This window comes from Streptomyces sp. NPDC030296, assembly GCF_055572815.1.
Genome location: NZ_JBVICQ010000001.1, coordinates 779,204 through 796,159, shown reverse-complemented (window position 1 = coordinate 796,159; position 16,956 = coordinate 779,204). Strand labels below are relative to the sequence as shown.

12 protein-coding genes are annotated in these 16,956 nt (G+C 71.1%); 11 read left to right on the top strand and 1 reads right to left on the bottom strand.

The window, feature by feature from the left end; genetic code table 11:
- Positions 1-50: 50 nt before the first annotated feature.
- The 10 genes from ACZ4Z3_RS03385 (at position 51) to ACZ4Z3_RS03340 (ending at position 14,453) form a co-directional block, all read left to right on the top strand.
- The gene (locus ACZ4Z3_RS03385) at positions 51-2,285 is read left to right on the top strand and encodes an MMPL family transporter (RefSeq protein ID WP_468499427.1); all 2,235 of its coding nucleotides are present in this window, start codon (positions 51-53) and stop codon (positions 2,283-2,285) included.
- A gap of 151 nt (positions 2,286-2,436) precedes the next feature.
- A complete protein-coding gene (locus tag ACZ4Z3_RS03380; RefSeq protein ID WP_468499426.1) occupies positions 2,437-4,185 on the top strand; it encodes a fatty acyl-AMP ligase in 1,749 nt (582 codons plus the stop codon).
- A 181-nt stretch (positions 4,186-4,366) separates the two neighbouring features.
- On the top strand, positions 4,367-5,749 hold the full coding sequence (locus ACZ4Z3_RS03375; protein ID WP_468499425.1) for a nitrate/nitrite transporter: 1,383 nt from the start codon (positions 4,367-4,369) through the stop codon (positions 5,747-5,749).
- 136 nt (positions 5,750-5,885) lie between these two features.
- Positions 5,886-7,043 carry a uroporphyrinogen-III synthase gene (locus ACZ4Z3_RS03370; protein WP_468499424.1) on the top strand — a complete coding sequence of 386 codons (1,158 nt, stop codon included), beginning with the start codon at positions 5,886-5,888 and terminating at the stop codon, positions 7,041-7,043.
- Between the two features lie 301 nt (positions 7,044-7,344).
- Positions 7,345-7,929 (top strand): CGNR zinc finger domain-containing protein, encoded by a 585-nt coding sequence (locus ACZ4Z3_RS03365; RefSeq protein WP_468499423.1) that lies wholly within the window; start codon positions 7,345-7,347, stop codon positions 7,927-7,929.
- Between the two features lie 321 nt (positions 7,930-8,250).
- Complete coding sequence (locus tag ACZ4Z3_RS03360; RefSeq protein ID WP_468499422.1) at positions 8,251-8,826, top strand: sigma-70 family RNA polymerase sigma factor; 576 nt, start codon at positions 8,251-8,253, stop codon at positions 8,824-8,826.
- Positions 8,823-9,647 carry a zf-HC2 domain-containing protein gene (locus ACZ4Z3_RS03355; RefSeq protein WP_468499421.1) on the top strand — a complete coding sequence of 275 codons (825 nt, stop codon included), beginning with the start codon at positions 8,823-8,825 and terminating at the stop codon, positions 9,645-9,647. Before ACZ4Z3_RS03360 ends, ACZ4Z3_RS03355 begins: the two co-directional genes overlap by 4 nt.
- A 116-nt stretch (positions 9,648-9,763) precedes the next feature.
- Complete coding sequence (locus ACZ4Z3_RS03350; RefSeq protein ID WP_468499420.1) at positions 9,764-12,061, top strand: HelD family protein; 2,298 nt, start codon at positions 9,764-9,766, stop codon at positions 12,059-12,061.
- 376 nt (positions 12,062-12,437) lie between these two features.
- Positions 12,438-13,853 (top strand): NAD-dependent malic enzyme, encoded by a 1,416-nt coding sequence (locus ACZ4Z3_RS03345; RefSeq protein ID WP_468499419.1) that lies wholly within the window; start codon positions 12,438-12,440, stop codon positions 13,851-13,853.
- A gap of 318 nt (positions 13,854-14,171) precedes the next feature.
- Positions 14,172-14,453: an HU family DNA-binding protein gene (locus tag ACZ4Z3_RS03340; protein WP_055512725.1), complete on the top strand. Its 282-nt coding sequence runs from the start codon at positions 14,172-14,174 to the stop codon at positions 14,451-14,453.
- A gap of 270 nt (positions 14,454-14,723) precedes the next feature.
- Here ACZ4Z3_RS03340 and murA read toward each other — a convergent pair whose 3' ends face one another.
- Positions 14,724-16,070, bottom strand: a complete 1,347-nt coding sequence (gene murA / locus ACZ4Z3_RS03335; protein ID WP_468499418.1) for a UDP-N-acetylglucosamine 1-carboxyvinyltransferase — start codon at positions 16,068-16,070, stop codon at positions 14,724-14,726.
- Positions 16,071-16,382: 312 nt separating this feature from the next.
- Between murA and ACZ4Z3_RS03330 the strand changes: the two genes are divergently transcribed.
- On the top strand, positions 16,383-16,955 hold the full coding sequence (locus ACZ4Z3_RS03330) for a YqgE/AlgH family protein (RefSeq protein ID WP_055512729.1): 573 nt from the start codon (positions 16,383-16,385) through the stop codon (positions 16,953-16,955).
- The last annotated feature ends 1 nt before the right edge of the window (position 16,956 follow it).

Genomic DNA, 16,956 nt, shown 5'->3' with positions numbered 1-16,956 from the left:
CGGAGTTTCCGACCCCCCACCCAGCGAACCCGACGGGAGTCCCCTTCGCCGTGGCTACGTTCCTCTACAAACTGGGCCGACTCGCCTTCCGACGGCGAGGCCGGACAACACTGTTGTGGCTGCTGATCCTGGTCGGCGTGGGCTACGCCGCCTCCGCCGCGCCCGCGCCGCCCGCCGACACCTTCTCGATGCCGGGCACCGAGTCGCAGAAGGCCTTCGACCTGCTCAAGGAGCGCTTCCCGGACGCGAGCGCGGACGGCGCCACCGCCCGCGTGGTCGTCCGCGCCCCCGAGGGCAAGGTCTCCGACCCCGCCCAGAAGGCCAAGGTCGAGCAGCTCCTCGCCGACCTCGCCGAGGCGCCCCTGGTCAAGGGCGTCGCCGACCCCTACCAGGCGGGTGCCGTCAGCAAGGACGGCACCACCGCCTACGCGACCGTCCTCTACGAGGTCGCCGCCACCGAGCTGACCGACAAGGCGAAGGACGCCCTCACCGAGGCCACGGCCGACGCCCGCACGAGCGGACTGACCGTCGAGGCGGGCGGTGACGCCGTCGCCGTGGAGGCCGCCAAGAACAACGCCGAGTCCCTCGGCATCCTGGTCTCCGCCGTCGTCCTGCTGCTGACCTTCGGCTCGATGGTCGCCGCCGGCATGTCCCTGCTGACCGCCGTCATCGGTGTCGGCGTCGGCATCTGCGGCATCACGGCGCTCGGCTCCACCCTCGGCCTGTCCAGCACGACCTCCACCCTGGCCCTGATGATCGGCCTGGCCGTCGGCATCGACTACGCCCTGTTCATCATCTCCCGCTACCGCTCCGAGATGCTGGAGGGCCGGGACCGCGAGGAGGCCGCCGGACGCGCCATCGGCACCGCGGGATCCGCCGTCGTCTTCGCGGGCCTGACCGTCATCGTCGCCCTCGCCGGCCTCGCCGTCGTCAACATCCCGATGCTCACCAAGATGGGCCTCGCCGCGGCCGGCACGGTCGCCGTCGCCGTGCTCATCGCCATCACCTTCGTCCCGGCGCTCCTCGGCTACGCCCCCTTCAAGTCGCTGCCCCGCCGCGAGCGCAAGAAGATCTCCGGAAAGCCGCTCAGCGCCCGCCGGCAGCGCAAGGCCGCCAAGCGCGCCGCCAAGGCCCGGCCCAACCTCGGCTCCCGCTGGGCCGGCTGGGTACTGCGCCACCCGGTCGCCGTCCTGCTCCTCGGCGTCATCGGCCTCGGCACCCTCGCCGTCCCGGCGGCGAGCCTGGAGCTGGGGCTGCCCGGCGAGGGCACGATGGCCGAGCACACCACCCAGCGCAAGGCGTACGACATGCTGTCGGACTCCTTCGGCGCCGGCTTCAACGGCCCGCTGCTCCTGACCGTCGAGGCCAAGGACGCCAAGGCCGCCGCCGAGCGCGTCGGCAAGGACCTCGCCGACCGGGCCGGTGTCGCCTCCGTCAGCCCCGCCACCGTGAACAAGGCGGGCGACACGGCGATGGTCAACGTCATCCCGACGACCGGCCCGACCGACGCGAAGACCGAGAAGCTGGTCCACTCCCTGCGCGCCGCCGCCGGCGGATTCGAGAAGGAGATCGGCGCGACCGTCCTGGTCACCGGCCAGACCGCCCTGTTCATCGACTTCTCCGAGACCCTCGACGACGCGATGGTCCCGTACCTGGGCCTGGTCGTCGGACTCGCCTTCGTCCTGCTCGTCCTCGTCTTCCGCTCGGTCCTGGTCCCGCTGAAGGCGGCCCTCGGGTTCCTGCTGTCGGTGACCGCGGCACTCGGCGCCGTCGTGGCCGTCTTCCAGTGGGGCTGGCTCAAGGACGTCTTCGGCATCGACCAGCCCGGACCGATCATGAGCACCATGCCGATCTTCATGATCGGCGTGGTCTTCGGTCTCGCCATGGACTACGAGGTCTTCCTCGTCACCCGGATGCGTGAGGCCTTCGTCCACGGCGAGCACCCCGGCGACGCGGTCGTCACCGGCTTCCGGCACGGCGGCCGGGTGGTCGCCGCCGCCGCGATCATCATGGCGAGCGTCTTCTCCGGCTTCATCCTCGACGCCAACGACTTCGTCAAGATGATCGGCTTCGGCCTCGCCGTCGCCGTCCTCTTCGACGCCTTCGTCGTCCGGATGGCCATCGTGCCCGCCGTCCTCGCGCTCCTCGGCCGCTCCGCCTGGTGGCTGCCCCGCTGGCTGGACGCCGTCCTGCCCGACATGGACGTCGAGGGCGCCAAGCTCGCCACCGGCCGGCGCGGGGCGGTCCCGCACCAGCGCCGGCGCGAACCGTCCCTCGTGGACTGACCCACCGAAACGACGGCCCCGTCCGGCGGCTCCCCAGGCCGCCGGGCAGGGCCCCCACCCCGCGCACGCCTCGGCCCCCTCCCGACCCCCACCGTCGCGGTCCCTTCCTGAAGTCGCACCTCAGCCACGACCGAAGAAAAGGACCATCACCATGGCTCTTGCCGGCACGCTCATCCCGCCCCGCGCCACCTTCGTCACCACGGTGACCGAGGCCCTGCACCTGCGCAGCGTCAGACAGCCCGACGAGATCGCGTACATCCACCTCCGCGAGGGCGAGACCCCCGACGGCTCCCTCACCTACCGGCAGTTGGAGACCGACGCCCACACCCGGGCCGCGGCCCTCGCGGCGGCCGGGCTCGCAGCGGGCGACAGCGCCCTGCTCCTGTATCCCTCGGGCCTGGAGTTCATCAGGTCGCTGCTGGGCTGCATGTACGCCCGGGTCGCCGCCGCCCCCGTCCAGGTCCCCACCCGCCGGCGCGGCGTCCAGCGGCTGCGCCGGATCGCCGACGACGCGGGCACGACCACCATCCTCACCACCACGGCCCTCAAGGCCGACCTGGAGCGGCAGTTCGCCGACCTCCCCGAACTGGCCGGCCTCACCCTGGTCGACACCGAGGCCCTGCCCACCACCCCGGTCGACTGGAACGGCCCTGCCCCGCTCCCCGACGACATCGCCCTGCTGCAGTACACCTCCGGCTCCACCGGGGACCCCAAGGGCGTGATGGTCTCCCACGCCAACTTCCTCGCCAACGTCTCCGAGACCGAGGACATCTGGCCCACCGGTCGCGACGGCGTCGTCGTCTCCTGGCTGCCCCTCTTCCACGACATGGGCATGCTGTTCGGCGTCCTGCTGCCCCTGTGCTCCGGCATCCCCGCCTACCTCATGGAGCCGGCCGCCTTCATCCGCCGCCCGCTGCGCTGGCTGGAGGCCCTCTCCACCTACCGGGGCACGCACGCCGCCGCACCGAGCTTCGCGTACGAGCTGTGCGTGAGCGCCCTGCGCGACGCCGGGGACGTCGACCTGGACCTCTCCTCGTGGCGGGTCGCGGCGAACGGGGCCGAACCGGTGCGCTGGCGGGCGGTGCGGGACTTCACCGAGACGTTCGCCCCGTACGGGTTCGCCCCCGAGGCCATGACCCCCGGCTACGGGCTGGCCGAGAACACCCTCAAGGCGACGGCGAGCCCCGCGGACCGGCCGCCCACCGTGCTGTGGGTGTCCTCGACGGCCCTCAAGGACGGCCGCCTGGAGATCGTGGCGGAGACGGCGTCCGACGCCCAGCCGCTGGTCGGCTCCGGCTTCCCCTCGGCGACCACCCGGGTCCGCGTGATCGACCCGGCCACGCGCACACCCCGCGAACCCGGCCGCCTCGGCGAGATCTGGATCAACGGCCCGTGCGTAGCCCTCGGCTACCGGGAACGCCCGCAGGAGACCCAGGAGGCGTTCGGAGGCCGCGTCGCCGGCGAGAGCGGTGCGAGCCCCTGTCTCCGGACGGGCGACCTGGGCTTCCTCCACGAAGGGGAACTGTTCGTCGCGGGACGCCTGAAGGACGTCATCATCCGCAACGGCCGCAACTTCTACCCCCAGGACATCGAGCTGTCCGCGGAGTCGGCGGTGCCGGGGCTGCGGCCGAACTGCGCGGCGGCGTTCTCCGTGGACGACGGGGAGCGGGAACGGCTGGTGGTGGTCGTCGAGACCGACGGACGGGTCCTCCGCGAGGTCGGGGCGGGCGAGCTGCGCGAACGCGTCGGGGCGGCCGTGCACGACGGACAGCGGCTGCGGGTCGACGAGGTCGTGGTGATACGCAGGGGTGCCCTGCCCCGTACCACCAGCGGGAAGGTCCAGCGCAGGGGCTGCCGCAAGCTCTATCTGGACGGGGCACTGGGGGTTGTGGCTGACTGAGCGGGTGCGCCGCGGGGCCCGGCCGGGTGAGCGCTTTCCTCACCGGCGGGCCCACGGCGCGGTGAGAGCAAAGTTCCTTTCCGGTCACCCGGTGCCACAGCACGGAAACGCGCCCTCCCTACCTTCGGACGCATAAGCCATCCCCCCAGCAAGTTCGAGCCCGGAGAACCGTGGAGGCGTCATGACAGCCCCGAGCACAGCCCCCGCTGCCAGTAGGGGAGGCCGCTGGATCCAGCACTGGGATCCGGAGGACGAGACCTTCTGGAACGAGACCGGCGAGAAGGTCGCCCGCCGCAATCTGATCTTCTCGGTCCTCTCCGAGCACATCGGCTTCTCCATCTGGACCGTCTGGTCGGTGATGGTCCTCTTCATGGGCCCCGAGTACGGGCTCACCCCGGCCGACAAGTTCTTCATCGTGTCGATGGCCACCCTGGTCGGCGCCATCGTGCGCGTCCCGTACACCTTCGCGGTGGCGATCTTCGGCGGACGCAACTGGACGGTCGTCTCGGCGAGCCTGCTGCTCGTCCCGACCGTCGCCGCCTTCGTGGTGATGGAACCGGGGACCTCGTTCAACACGTTCCTGATCTGCGCGATGCTCGCCGGCATCGGCGGCGGCAACTTCGCCTCCTCCATGACCAACATCAACGCCTTCTTCCCGCTGCGGAAGAAGGGCTGGGCGCTCGGCCTCAACGCGGGCGGCGGCAACATCGGCGTCCCGGTCGTGCAGCTCATCGGTCTCGCCGTCATCGGCGCCAGCGGCGGCCCGCGCGTCCTGCTCGGGATCTACATCCCGTTCATCCTCCTCGCCGCGGTCCTCGCCTGGCTCAGGATGGACAACATCGCCTCCGTGAAGAACGACACCGGTGCCGCCAAGGACGCCGTGAAGGAGGCCCACACCTGGATCATGTCCTTCCTCTACATCGGCACCTTCGGCTCCTTCATCGGCTACAGCTTCGCCTTCGGCCTCGTCCTGCAGACCCAGTTCGGCCGTACGCCCCTGCAGGCCGCGTACGTCACCTTCATCGGCCCGCTGCTCGGCTCGCTGATCCGGCCCGTGGGCGGCGCACTCGCCGACAAGTACGGCGGCGCGAAGATCACGCTGTGGAACTACGTCGCCATGGCCGGCGCCACCGGTGTCATCGTCATCGCCTCCATGCAGAAGTCGCTGCCGCTGTTCACCACGGCGTTCATCGCGCTCTTCGTCCTCAGCGGCCTCGGCAACGGCTCCACCTTCAAGATGATCCCGGGCATCTTCCAGGCCAAGGCCCTCGCCAAGGGGCTGCGGGGCGAGGAGGCCGCCGCCTACGGACGCCGTCTCTCCGGCGCCACCATGGGCATCATCGGCGCGGTGGGCGCGCTCGGCGGCCTCGGCATCAACCTGGCCTTCCGCCAGTCCTTCCTCACGGTCGGCTCCGGCACCGGCGCCTTCATCAGCTTCCTCGCCTTCTACGGGCTCTGCTTCGCGGTGACCTGGGCCGTATACCTTCGCCGGCCGGCCGGCCAGGCGGTCACGGCGACCGCCGAGACGGAGGCGAAGCCGCAGCTCAGCTACGCCGAGGTGTGACATCACCCATGGCGTGAGACGTGCGACGTAACACCAGCGACATCAACCCGAACCGAGCCTGTCACGCAGCGTTGACAGGCTCGTTCGGCATGTAGGTGCCAGAGCCAGGTACTACGACTCGGGCGGGACGAGAGCCATGTACGACGAACAGCAGCGACCAGACCACGGCCCCCTGGCGGGGTTCACGGTGGGCGTGACAGCCGCGCGCCGCGCCGACGAACTGGGGGCCCTGCTCCAGCGCCGCGGAGCGTCCGTCCTCCACGCGCCGGCCCTCCGCATCGTGCCGCTCTCCGACGACAGCGAACTGCTCGCCGCCACCAAGGACCTCCTCGCCCAGGCACCCGACATCGTGGTGGCCACCACCGCCATCGGTTTCCGCGGCTGGATCGAGGCGGCCGACGGCTGGGGCCTCGGCGAGTCCCTCCTGGACCGCCTCCGGGGCGTCGAAGTCCTGGCGCGCGGACCGAAGGTGAAGGGCGCGGTGCGCGCCGCGGGCCTCACCGAGGAGTGGTCCCCCTCCTCCGAATCGATGGCGGAGGTACTGGACCGGCTGCTGGAGCACGGTGTCGAGGGCCGCCGCATCGCCGTCCAGCTCCACGGCGAACCCCTCCCCGGCTTCGTGGAGTCGCTGCGGGCCGCCGGAGCGGAGGTCGTCGGCGTCCCCGTCTACCGCTGGCTGCCGCCGGAGGACCTCACCCCGGTCGACCGCCTCCTCGAAGCGACCGTCGGCCGCGGCATCGACGCCCTCACCTTCACCAGCGCGCCCGCCGCGGCCTCGCTGCTGTCCCGCGCCGAGGCCAAGGGGCTCCTCCCGGAACTGCTGAACGCCCTCCACCACGACGTCCTCCCCGCCTGCGTCGGCCCGGTGACGGCCCTTCCCCTCCAGGCCCACGGCATCGACACCGTCCAGCCCGAACGGTTCCGCCTCGGCCCCCTCGTCCAACTCCTCTGCCAGGAACTCCCGTCCCGCGCCCGCACCCTGCCCATCGCCGGCCACCGTGTGGAGATCCGCGGCCACGCGGTGCTGGTCGACGGCGCCCTGCGGCCCGTGCCGCCCGCCGGCATGTCCCTGCTCCGCTCGCTGGGCCGCCGCCCCGGCTGGGTCGTCCCCCGCTCCGAACTCCTCAAGGCCCTCCCCGGCGCGGGCCGCGACGAACACGCCGTGGAGACGGCGATGGCCCGCCTGCGCACGGCGTTGGGTGCGCCGAAGCTCATCCAGACGGTGGTGAAGCGGGGGTACCGGCTGGCGCTGGACCCGGCCGCCGACACGAAGTACGGGACGCCGGGCGCCTAGTAACCCGGGGGTGCGGGTGGTTCTGGCGGGCGCGGCTGCGGGTGAGTGGGGGTGTTCGCGCGGTTCCCCGCGCCCCTGGAAAGCGCCCGGGGCTGCGCCCCGTGCTTTTCATGAAGGGCGGGCCGCAGGCCCGCTCCTTCAGGGGCGTGGGGAACCGCGCGAGAAACCACGCACCACCCGCAGTCGCCCGACAACAGTGCCCCCGAGTTCATAGGGGCCCGCCCAAGTGCGACACCGCACCGCAGCGGGTACGAACACCTGAGCCCCCCCGACGCGGTGACCCCTAGGCGGTGACAGGCCCATGTCCTACACCCCCCGCTTCGACTGCGGCCATCTCTGTCTGGACCTCCTCGCCACCACCCACCCCGAGGAGCAACTCACCACCCCCGCACACCTGCGTCGCTGGATCACCACCGCCGCCCTCGTCCCCGTGGACACCCCCCTCGACCACATCACCCCCGACTGGCTCCCCGCCTTCCGGGAACTGCGCGGCCACATAGCCGGGTTGGTCCACCCGGCGGCGTCCCCCAGCACCCGGCCCGACCCCGACGCGTACGACGCCTCCCTCGCCCGGATCAACGACCTGGCGAGACCCGCGCCCCCGGCCCTCCGGGCCGTCCGCACGGACACCGGCGTCCTCGTCCGCGCCCTCGCGCAGACCCCCGACCGCGCCGCCCTCCTCGCGGTCGTCGCCCGCGACACCGTCGAGTTGCTCACCGACCCCGTCGCCTGCGCGAGCCTGCGCCAGTGCGCCGGCGACAACTGCCCCCTCGTGTACGTCGACACGTCCCGGGGCCGGCGCCGCCGCTGGTGCTCCAGCGAGATCTGCGGCAACCGCGAACGCGTGGCCCGGCATCGCCGCCGCGCGGCCCTTTCACGCGCGTAGACCGCGTACCTTCCGCCCCACTTCTCCCCGCTTGGCGGCGGATTGCCCATCCCCCTTGCACCGCCTAGCAGTTGGGCAAGCGGCCCGCTCGCGTAAAGAAGCAGCAGTGCTGTTTTTCACACCGTGAGATCCACATCTTCACAATTCCCGCCCTCCGGCGCAGGTTTTGGAACCGGTTTGGGCGCTCTTGTCCCTCAGGGGTCCCACCAACCCCGCGTTTAATCGAGAAAGTTGTGGCTCAACTCTGAACACACAACTGGTTACCTACGTATCCCGATGTGAGCGACCGACTGGGGGAACCCCCGGACACCGGAGGTAGCCGTGCGCAAGGATTCCGCTGTGGCCGATGACCGCCCGCACAGGGCACGACATCGCGCGTCGCAGCCCTCAGAGCCAGACGAGGAGCTGATGCGCGCGCTGTACCGCGAGCACGCTGGACCCTTGCTCGCGTACGTGCTGCGTCTGGTCGCGGGCGACCGCCAACGCGCCGAGGACGTTGTGCAGGAAACTCTCATCAGGGCCTGGAAGAACGCCGGTCAGCTCGATCGAGCGACCGGATCGGTACGCCCCTGGCTGGTGACGGTCGCACGCCGTATCGTCATCGACGGCCACCGCAGCCGGCAGGCCCGGCCGCAGGAGGTCGACCCGTCGCCGCTGGAGGTCATCCCCGCGGAGGACGAGATCGACAAGGCGTTGTGGCTGATGACACTGTCGGACGCGCTGGACGACCTGACCCCTGCCCACAGGGAAGTCCTGGTCGAGACCTATTTCAAAGGGCGTACGGTCAATGAGGCGGCCGAGACGCTTGGCATCCCCAGTGGAACCGTCCGCTCCCGGGTGTTCTACGCCCTGCGGTCGATGAAGCTGGCTCTGGAGGAGCGCGGGGTGACGGCATGAGCAACATCTACGGGGGGTATGGACCGGGAATGCCCGGGTCTGTGCAAGGAGCCCAAGGTTCCGGCGACAACATCCACGAAACCGTCGGCGCGTACGCCCTCGGGATACTGGACGACGCCGAGGCCACACAATTCGAGGCCCATCTCGCCACGTGCGAGTGGTGCGGTCAGCAGCTCGACGAGCTGGCCGGCATGGAACCCATGCTGGCCGCCCTCGCCGATCTGCCCGCGGCGCAGGGGACACCGGCGATCGGCGAGTCCCTGGCGGCGAAACCGAGCACCAAGCTCTCGGACCGGCTGGTCGGCGAGGTCGTCCAGCACCGGGCCAAGAAGAGCCGGCGCAACTTCTTCATGCTGGCGGCCGGTATCGCGGCGATCATCGCGGGTCCCACCGCGGTGTTCGCGACGGCCGGCGGAGGCGACGACGGCAAGACGGCCACGCCGCTGGCCGCCAACCCGGCCAAGGACGCCTTCATGGGGATCACGTCCAAGGACAAGGTCTCGTCCACGGACGCGGCCAGCCAGGTCAGCGCGACGGTCGCCACCCAGGAGAAGGCGTGGGGCACCCACGCCGTCCTGGAGCTGAAGAACGTCAAGGGCCCGGAGAAGTGCTCGCTGATCGCCGTCGGCAAGAACGGCGAGCGCGAGACGGTCACCTCCTGGTCCGTCCCGACCTGGGGTTACGGCATCAAGAACGCCAAGACGGAGCAGGCCAGGAACCCGCTCTACGTCGAGGGCGGCGCCGCCTTCACCCCGGACGAGATCGACCACTTCGAGGTCCTGACCTTCTCCGGCAAGAAGCTGGTCCAGGTCGAGGCGTAACCGACCGGTGCCCCGCGTCCCCTCGTCTTTCGGGGGCGCGGGGCACCGGCTGTTCCCCCGGAGGGCTACCGTCGCGTACGGTGGACGGCTGCCCAGCACGTCAGAAGGGGGCCCGGGTGGCCGCTCAGGTTCAGCAGGAAACGCTCGACTCCGCTCACGACTCCGTCCGTGAGCGGGAGATCGGCGTCGAACAGGAACATCTGGACCGGGTGTACCGGCGTCTCGAGGAGAAGATCCACGAGGCGGAGTTCCTGATGAACGACGCGGCCAAGCGCGGCCAGGTCGGCACCCCCGGCGCGCTCGCCGAGCGGGACGCCCAGGTCTTCCGCGCGGGCATCCATCTGAACCGGCTGAACAACGAGTTCGAGGACTTCCTCTTCGGCCGTATCGACCTCCTCCTCGGCAAGGACGGCAAGAAGGGCCCCGACGGCGCGTACACCGCCGTCGAGCCCGCCGAGGGCGCGGTCCGCCCCGACAACACCGCCGACATCGCCGAGACCCTGCACATCGGCCGCATCGGTGTCCTCGACTCCGAGTACGCGCCGCTGGTCATCGACTGGCGGGCCCCCGCCGCCGCCCCCTTCTACCGCTCGACCCCCGTCGACCCGGGCCGGGTCGTCCGCCGCCGCGTCATCCGCTCCAAGGGGCGCAGGGTGCTCGGCGTCGAGGACGACCTGATGCGCCCCGAGCTGACGGCGCGCCTCGACGGCCACGAGCTGCCCGTCATCGGCGACGGCGCACTGATGGCCGCCCTCGGCCAGGCCCGCAGCCACACCATGCGGGACATCGTCGCCTCCATCCAGGCCGAGCAGGACCTGGTGATCCGCGCCCCCGCCGCCTCCGTGACGTACGTCGAGGGCGGGCCCGGCACCGGCAAGACGGCCGTCGCCCTGCACCGCGCCGCGTACCTCCTCTACCAGGACCGGCGTCGGTACGCGGGCGGCATCCTCATCGTCTCCCCGACCCCGCTGCTCGTCGCGTACACCGAGGGCGTCCTGCCCTCGCTCGGCGAGGAGGGCCAGGTCGCCATCCGCGCCATCGGCTCCCTCGTCGACGGCGTGGAGGCCACCCTGTACGACTCCCCGGCCGTGGCCCGCGCCAAGGGCTCGTACCGCATGCTCAAGGTGCTGCGGAAGGCCGCCCGGGGCGCGCTGGAGCGGAGCGACGCGCCCACCCGGCTGCGTGTCGTCGCCTTCGGCCGGCGGCTGGAGCTGGAGGCCGAGGAACTGGACCACGTCCGTCGCAACGCGCTCGGCGGCACGGCCCCCGTCAACCTGCTGCGCCCCCGCGCCCGAAAGCTCCTCCTCGACGCCCTGTGGGACCGCTCGGGCGCCGCGGGACGGCACACGGACCCCGAACTCGCCGCCGAGCTCCGCTCCTCCTTCGACGAGGACATCACGAGCGAGGACGACTTCATCGCGTTCCTCGACGCCTGGTGGCCCGAGCTGACGCCCCGCGCGGTCCTCACCGCCATGGCCGACGAGCGCCGCCTCGGCCGCTGGGCCCGGCGCGTCCTCAACCCCGGCGAGGTCCGCCGGGTCGCCCGCTCCCTCAAGCGGGACGGCCTCTCGGTCCACGACGTCGCCATGCTCGACGAGCTCCAGGCGATCCTCGGCATGCCCGCCCGCCCCCGCAAGAAGCGCGAACTCGACCCGCTCGACCAGCTCACGGGCCTGGAGGAGCTGATGCCGGTGCGCGAGGAGACCCAGCGCGAGCGCGCCGAGCGGCTGGCCCAGGAACGCACCGAGTACGCGCACATCATCGTCGACGAGGCGCAGGACCTGACCCCGATGCAGTGGCGCATGGTGGGCCGCCGCGGCCGGCACGCCACCTGGACGGTCGTGGGCGACCCCGCGCAGTCCTCCTGGTCCGACCCCGACGAGGCGGCCGAGGCCCGCGACGATGCGCTCGGCACCCGCCCGCGCCGCCGCTTCACCCTCACCGTCAACTACCGCAACCCGGCCGAGATCGCCGAACTGGCGGCGAAGGTGCTGGCGCTGGCGATGCCGGGCTCCGAGTCCCCGTCCGCGGTCCGCTCCACCGGCGTCGAGCCCCGCTTCGTCACCGCCCAGCGCGACACCCTGGCCCGCACGGTCCGCGGGGAGGCCGCACGGCTGCTGGACCTCGTCGACGGGACGGTCGGCGTGGTCGTCGCGATGAACCGCCGCGAGGAGGCCGCGCGCTGGCTGGCCGGCCTCGGCGACCGCGTCGTCGCCCTCGGCAGCCTGGAGGCGAAGGGCCTGGAGTACGACGCGACGGTGGTCGTCTCCCCGGCGGAGATCGCCGACGAGAGCCCGGCGGGGCTGCGTGTGTTGTACGTCGCACTCACCCGGGCGACGCAGCAGCTGACGGTCGTCTCGGCGGAGCGGGACGACCCGGACGCGGACGGGGTCCCCGACCTGTTGCGGGACTGAGTGGGTAGTCGGTCGGCTGCGGGCGCGTGGGGCTTCTCGCGCAGTTCCCCGCGCCCCTTAAGAACCCGCTGACGCATCAGCAACTCCCCGAGTTGGCGGGCGCCCTGTTAACCTGAATACGGCACCGGCTCGATCCAAGCCCCCGGGCCCAACCTTCGTCGCTCAGAGCGACCACTTGCCGCGAGGCGAGCATGGCGGGTCGGTGCCACTCAGACGCGAGTGGTACGCGAGAGGTCCACGTCCCTGTGACGTGGACCTCTTTCTGTTGAGAACAAAACGTTCTCAATCCCACCGGGCTAACGCCTACTCGGTGGTAGGTGCGACGATCGGACGGCAAAACGCACAAACGCAGTAGCGAAAGCAGAGGAAGTCGGCCATGGCAACGGCGCCCAGCGTCTCCTACTCGATGACGGTCCGGCTGGAGGTGCCCGCGAGCGGAACCGCGGTCTCCCAGCTCACCGGGGCCGTCGAGTCCCACGGAGGCTCGGTGACCGGCCTCGACGTGACCGCCTCCGGCCACGAGAAGCTCCGCATCGACGTCACCATCGCCGCGACCTCCACCGCGCACGCCGACGAGATCGTCGAGCAGCTGCGCGGCATCGAGGGCGTGACGCTCGGCAAGGTCTCCGACCGTACGTTCCTGATGCACCTCGGCGGCAAGATCGAGATGGCGTCCAAGCACCCCATCCGCAACCGTGACGACCTCTCGATGATCTACACGCCGGGTGTGGCCCGCGTCTGCATGGCGATCGCCGAGAACCCCGAGGACGCCCGCCGCCTCACCATCAAGCGCAACTCCGTTGCGGTCGTGACGGACGGCTCCGCCGTCCTCGGTCTCGGCAACATCGGTCCCAAGGCCGCGCTGCCCGTCATGGAGGGCAAGGCGGCCCTCTTCAAGCGGTTCGCCGGCATCGACGCCTGGCCGCTCTGCCTCGACACCCAGGACACCGACGCGATCGTCGAGATCGTCAAGGCGATCGCCCCCGGCTTCGCGGGCATCAACCTGGAGGACATCTCCGCGCCCCGCTGCTTCGAGATCGAGGCCCGGCTGCGCGAGGCCCTCGACATCCCCGTCTTCCACGACGACCAGCACGGCACCGCGATCGTCGTGCTCGCCGCACTCACCAACGCACTTCGCGTGGCGGGCAAGGGGATCGGCGACATCCGCGTCGTCATGTCCGGCGCCGGCGCGGCCGGTACGGCCATCCTCAAGCTGCTCATCGCCGCCGGTGTGAAGAACGCCGTCGTCGCCGACATCCACGGTGTCGTGCACTGCGACCGCGCGGACCTGGTCGACGCCGCCGCCGACTCCCCGCTGCGCTGGATCGCCGACAACACCAACCCCGAGGGCCTCACCGGCACGCTGAAGGAGGCCGTGCGCGACGCGGACGTCTTCATCGGCGTCTCCGCCCCGAACGTCCTCGACGGCGACGACGTGGCCGCCATGGCCGACAACGCGATCGTGTTCGCGCTCGCGAACCCGGACCCCGAGGTCGACCCCGCGGTGGCCCGTCAGACGGCGGCCGTCGTGGCCACCGGCCGCTCCGACTTCCCGAACCAGATCAACAACGTGCTGGTCTTCCCGGGTGTCTTCCGCGGTCTCCTCGACGCCCAGTCCCGCACCGTCAACACGGAGATGATGATCGCCGCAGCGAAGGCCCTCGCCGACGTCGTCACCGAGGACGAGCTGAACCCGAACTACATCATCCCGAGCGTCTTCAACGACAAGGTCGCGGGAGCGGTCGCCGGCGCGGTCCGCGAGGCCGCGAAGGCCGCCGGCGCCACCGCCTGACCCCGGTCGAGGGTGGCCTGACAGCGGCTCCGGCCGTACTGTGACAGTCACCACGATGGGCCCGGATCCCGGCGCGTCGCTGGGGTCCGGGCCGTACGTACGCCTAGGGTGGCGGCCAGTCCGCCGTCGTGGCGGGCCGAGCGGGACCGGCGTGGACATGGCGCTTTTGGTGTGACTCCCATGGGTGTTCGTGTGACTCCCATGGGTGCCGGATTGGCTTTCCCGCCGCAGGTGAGTGCAGGATGCGTCCCTGGGCGCGAGGGTCTGACGACGGACCCGGGTCCGCCTCAACGGCAAGAAGAACACGGGAGTAACAAAATGAACCGCAGTGAGCTGGTGGCCGCGCTGGCCGACCGCGCCGAGGTGACCCGCAAGGACGCCGACGCCGTGCTGGCCGCGTTCGCCGACGTCGTCGGTGACATCGTCTCCAAGGGCGACGAGAAGGTCACCATCCCCGGTTTCCTGACCTTCGAGCGCACCCACCGTGCCGCTCGCACCGCGCGCAACCCGCAGACCGGCGACCCGATCCAGATTCCCGCCGGCTACAGCGTCAAGGTCTCCGCGGGCAGCAAGCTCAAGGAAGCCGCCAAGGGCAAGTGATCCCGCCGCCCGTATGCCGCACGGCGGCGTACGAGGCCCGGTAACGCCAGTGGGGCGGCCTCCCGACACCGGGAGACCGCCCCACAGGCGTTTCTCGGGCAGCGCCTCACCCCGACGGGCAGCGCGTCAGCCGAGTGCCTGCCGGCAGTTCCACCTTCGCGCCGAGCTCCATGAGCTTCTCCATGCTGTGTCCGTCCGGGGGGCGACCCCCGGACCCCCGGCAGGGAGCGGCGCTGCCGTGTGTGGTGGCGGGGCCGCGCGGCCGCGGCGTCAGCCGAGCGCCTTGCCCGGCAGCTCGACCTTCGCGCCCAGCTCCATGAGCTTCTCCATGAAGTTCTCGTAGCCGCGGTTGATGAGGTCGATGCCGTGGACGCGGGACGTGCCCTGGGCGGCGAGGGCCGCGATCAGGTACGAGAAGCCGCCGCGGAGGTCGGGGATGACCAGGTCGGCGCCCTGGAGCTTCGTCGGGCCCGACACGACCGCGGAGTGCAGGAAGTTCCGCTGCCCGAAGCGGCAGTCGGAGCCGCCGAGGCACTCTCGGTAGAGCTGGATGTGCGCGCCCATCTGGTTCAGCGCGGACGTGAAGCCCAGCCGGGACTCGTAGACCGTCTCGTGGATGATCGACAGGCCCGTGGCCTGCGTCAGGGCCACCACCAGCGGCTGCTGCCAGTCGGTCTGGAAACCGGGGTGGACGTCCGTCTCCAGGGCGATCGACTTCAGCTGGCCGCCGGGGTGCCAGAAGCGGATGCCCTCGTCGTCGATCTCGAACGCGCCACCCACCTTCCGGTAGGTGTTCAGGAACGTCATCATGGAACGCTGCTGGGCGCCCCGGACGTATATGTCACCCTCCGTCGCCAGCGCGGCGGACGCCCAGGAGGCGGCCTCCAGACGGTCCGGGAGGGCCTTGTGGGTGTAGCCGCCGAGCGAGTCCACACCGGTGATGCGGATCGTGCGGTCGGTGTCCATCGCGATGATGGCGCCCATCTTCTGCAGGACGCAGATGAGGTCCTCGATCTCCGGCTCGATCGCCGCGTTCGACAGCTCCGTCACGCCCTCCGCGAGGACGGCCGTGAGCAGCACCTGCTCCGTCGCGCCGACCGACGGGTACGGCAGCCGGATCTTCGTACCGCGCAGCCGCCGCGGAGCCTCCAGGTACTGGCCGTCCTCCCGCTTCTCGATCTTCGCGCCGAACTGCCGCAGCACCTCGAAGTGGAAGTCGATCGGCCGGCCACCGATGTCGCAGCCGCCGAGACCGGGGATGAAGGCGTGGCCGATCCGGTGCAGCAGCGGGCCGCAGAACAGGATCGGGATGCGCGAGGAGCCCGCGTGGGCGTCGATGTCGGCGACGTTCGCGCTCTCCACGTTCGTCGGGTCCATCACCAGCTCGCCCGGTTCGTCCCCAGGGCGGACCGTCACGCCGTGCAGCTGGAGCAGTCCACGCACCACCCGCACGTCGCGGATGTCGGGGACGTTGCGCAGCCGGCTCGGACCACTGCCGAGCAGCGCGGCGACCATGGCCTTGGGTACGAGGTTCTTCGCACCGCGGACACGGATCTCGCCACTGAGCGGGGTGCCGCCGTGTACAAGCAGTACGTCGTCAGAGCCGTTGACGGTCATGAATCTCGCGTTCCGTGGAGTAGGGCAGAGGGCGTTACGGCGTGGGGGGCCGACCGGTTTTCCCGTTGTGCGGGAGCCGTTTCGGCGTGGGCCGGAAGGGCTAGCGTAAACGCCGCCCACCCCCCTTCCGTAAGCCCGAGTACTTCTCAGACACGTCATGAGTTCGCCACAACACGAACCGTCCACGGCCGGGCACATGGGGTCACCGAACCGGCTGTGCGCGGGCTCCGCACCGGTGCGCCCTGAGCTGCGTTCACTCCGCTCCCGGCATTGGCTCCCCGCGCACGGGCAGGATGCGGGATCATGTCTGGCATGACCGAGGTGTCCTCGCTCACAGGGCGGCTGCTCGTGGCCACGCCCGCCCTGGCGGACCCGAACTTCGACCGCGCTGTGGTGCTGCTCCTCGACCACGACGAGGAGGGCTCGCTCGGGGTGGTCCTCAACCGCCCCACCCCGGTGGACGTCGGGGACATCCTGGAGGGCTGGGCGGAACTCGCCGGCGAACCCGGGGTCGTCTTCCAGGGCGGCCCGGTGTCCCTGGACTCGGCGCTCGGCGTCGCCGTGATACCCGGCGGCGGCCCCGTCGACCGGGCCCCGCTCGGCTGGCGGCGCGTCCACGGCGCGATCGGGCTCGTCGACCTGGAGGCCCCGCCGGAGCTCCTCGCCTCGGCGCTCGGCTCGCTGCGGATCTTCGCCGGCTACGCGGGCTGGGGCCCCGGCCAGTTGGAGGACGAACTGGTCGAGGGCGCCTGGTACGTCGTCGAGTCGGAACCCGGCGACGTGTCGTCCCCCTCGCCCGAACGGCTCTGGCGGGAGGTCCTGCGCCGCCAGCGCAGTGAACTCGCGATGGTGGCCACGTACCCCGACGACCCTTCGCTCAACTGAT

What these genes read in the sequence shown, in the direction of transcription:
- ACZ4Z3_RS03380 (WP_468499426.1), top strand. Translation starts at nt 2,437, where the DNA reads ATGGCTCTTGCCGGCACGCTCATCCCGCCCCGCGCCACCTTCGTCACC.
- ACZ4Z3_RS03375 (WP_468499425.1), top strand. Translation starts at nt 4,367, where the DNA reads ATGACAGCCCCGAGCACAGCCCCCGCTGCCAGTAGGGGAGGCCGCTGG.
- ACZ4Z3_RS03370 (WP_468499424.1), top strand. Translation starts at nt 5,886, where the DNA reads ATGTACGACGAACAGCAGCGACCAGACCACGGCCCCCTGGCGGGGTTC.
- ACZ4Z3_RS03365 (WP_468499423.1), top strand. Translation starts at nt 7,345, where the DNA reads ATGTCCTACACCCCCCGCTTCGACTGCGGCCATCTCTGTCTGGACCTC.
- ACZ4Z3_RS03355 (WP_468499421.1), top strand. Translation starts at nt 8,823, where the DNA reads ATGAGCAACATCTACGGGGGGTATGGACCGGGAATGCCCGGGTCTGTG.
- ACZ4Z3_RS03345 (WP_468499419.1), top strand. Translation starts at nt 12,438, where the DNA reads ATGGCAACGGCGCCCAGCGTCTCCTACTCGATGACGGTCCGGCTGGAG.
- ACZ4Z3_RS03340 (WP_055512725.1), top strand. Translation starts at nt 14,172, where the DNA reads ATGAACCGCAGTGAGCTGGTGGCCGCGCTGGCCGACCGCGCCGAGGTG.
- murA (WP_468499418.1), bottom strand. Translation starts at nt 16,070, where the DNA reads ATGACCGTCAACGGCTCTGACGACGTACTGCTTGTACACGGCGGCACC.
- ACZ4Z3_RS03330 (WP_055512729.1), top strand. Translation starts at nt 16,383, where the DNA reads ATGACCGAGGTGTCCTCGCTCACAGGGCGGCTGCTCGTGGCCACGCCC.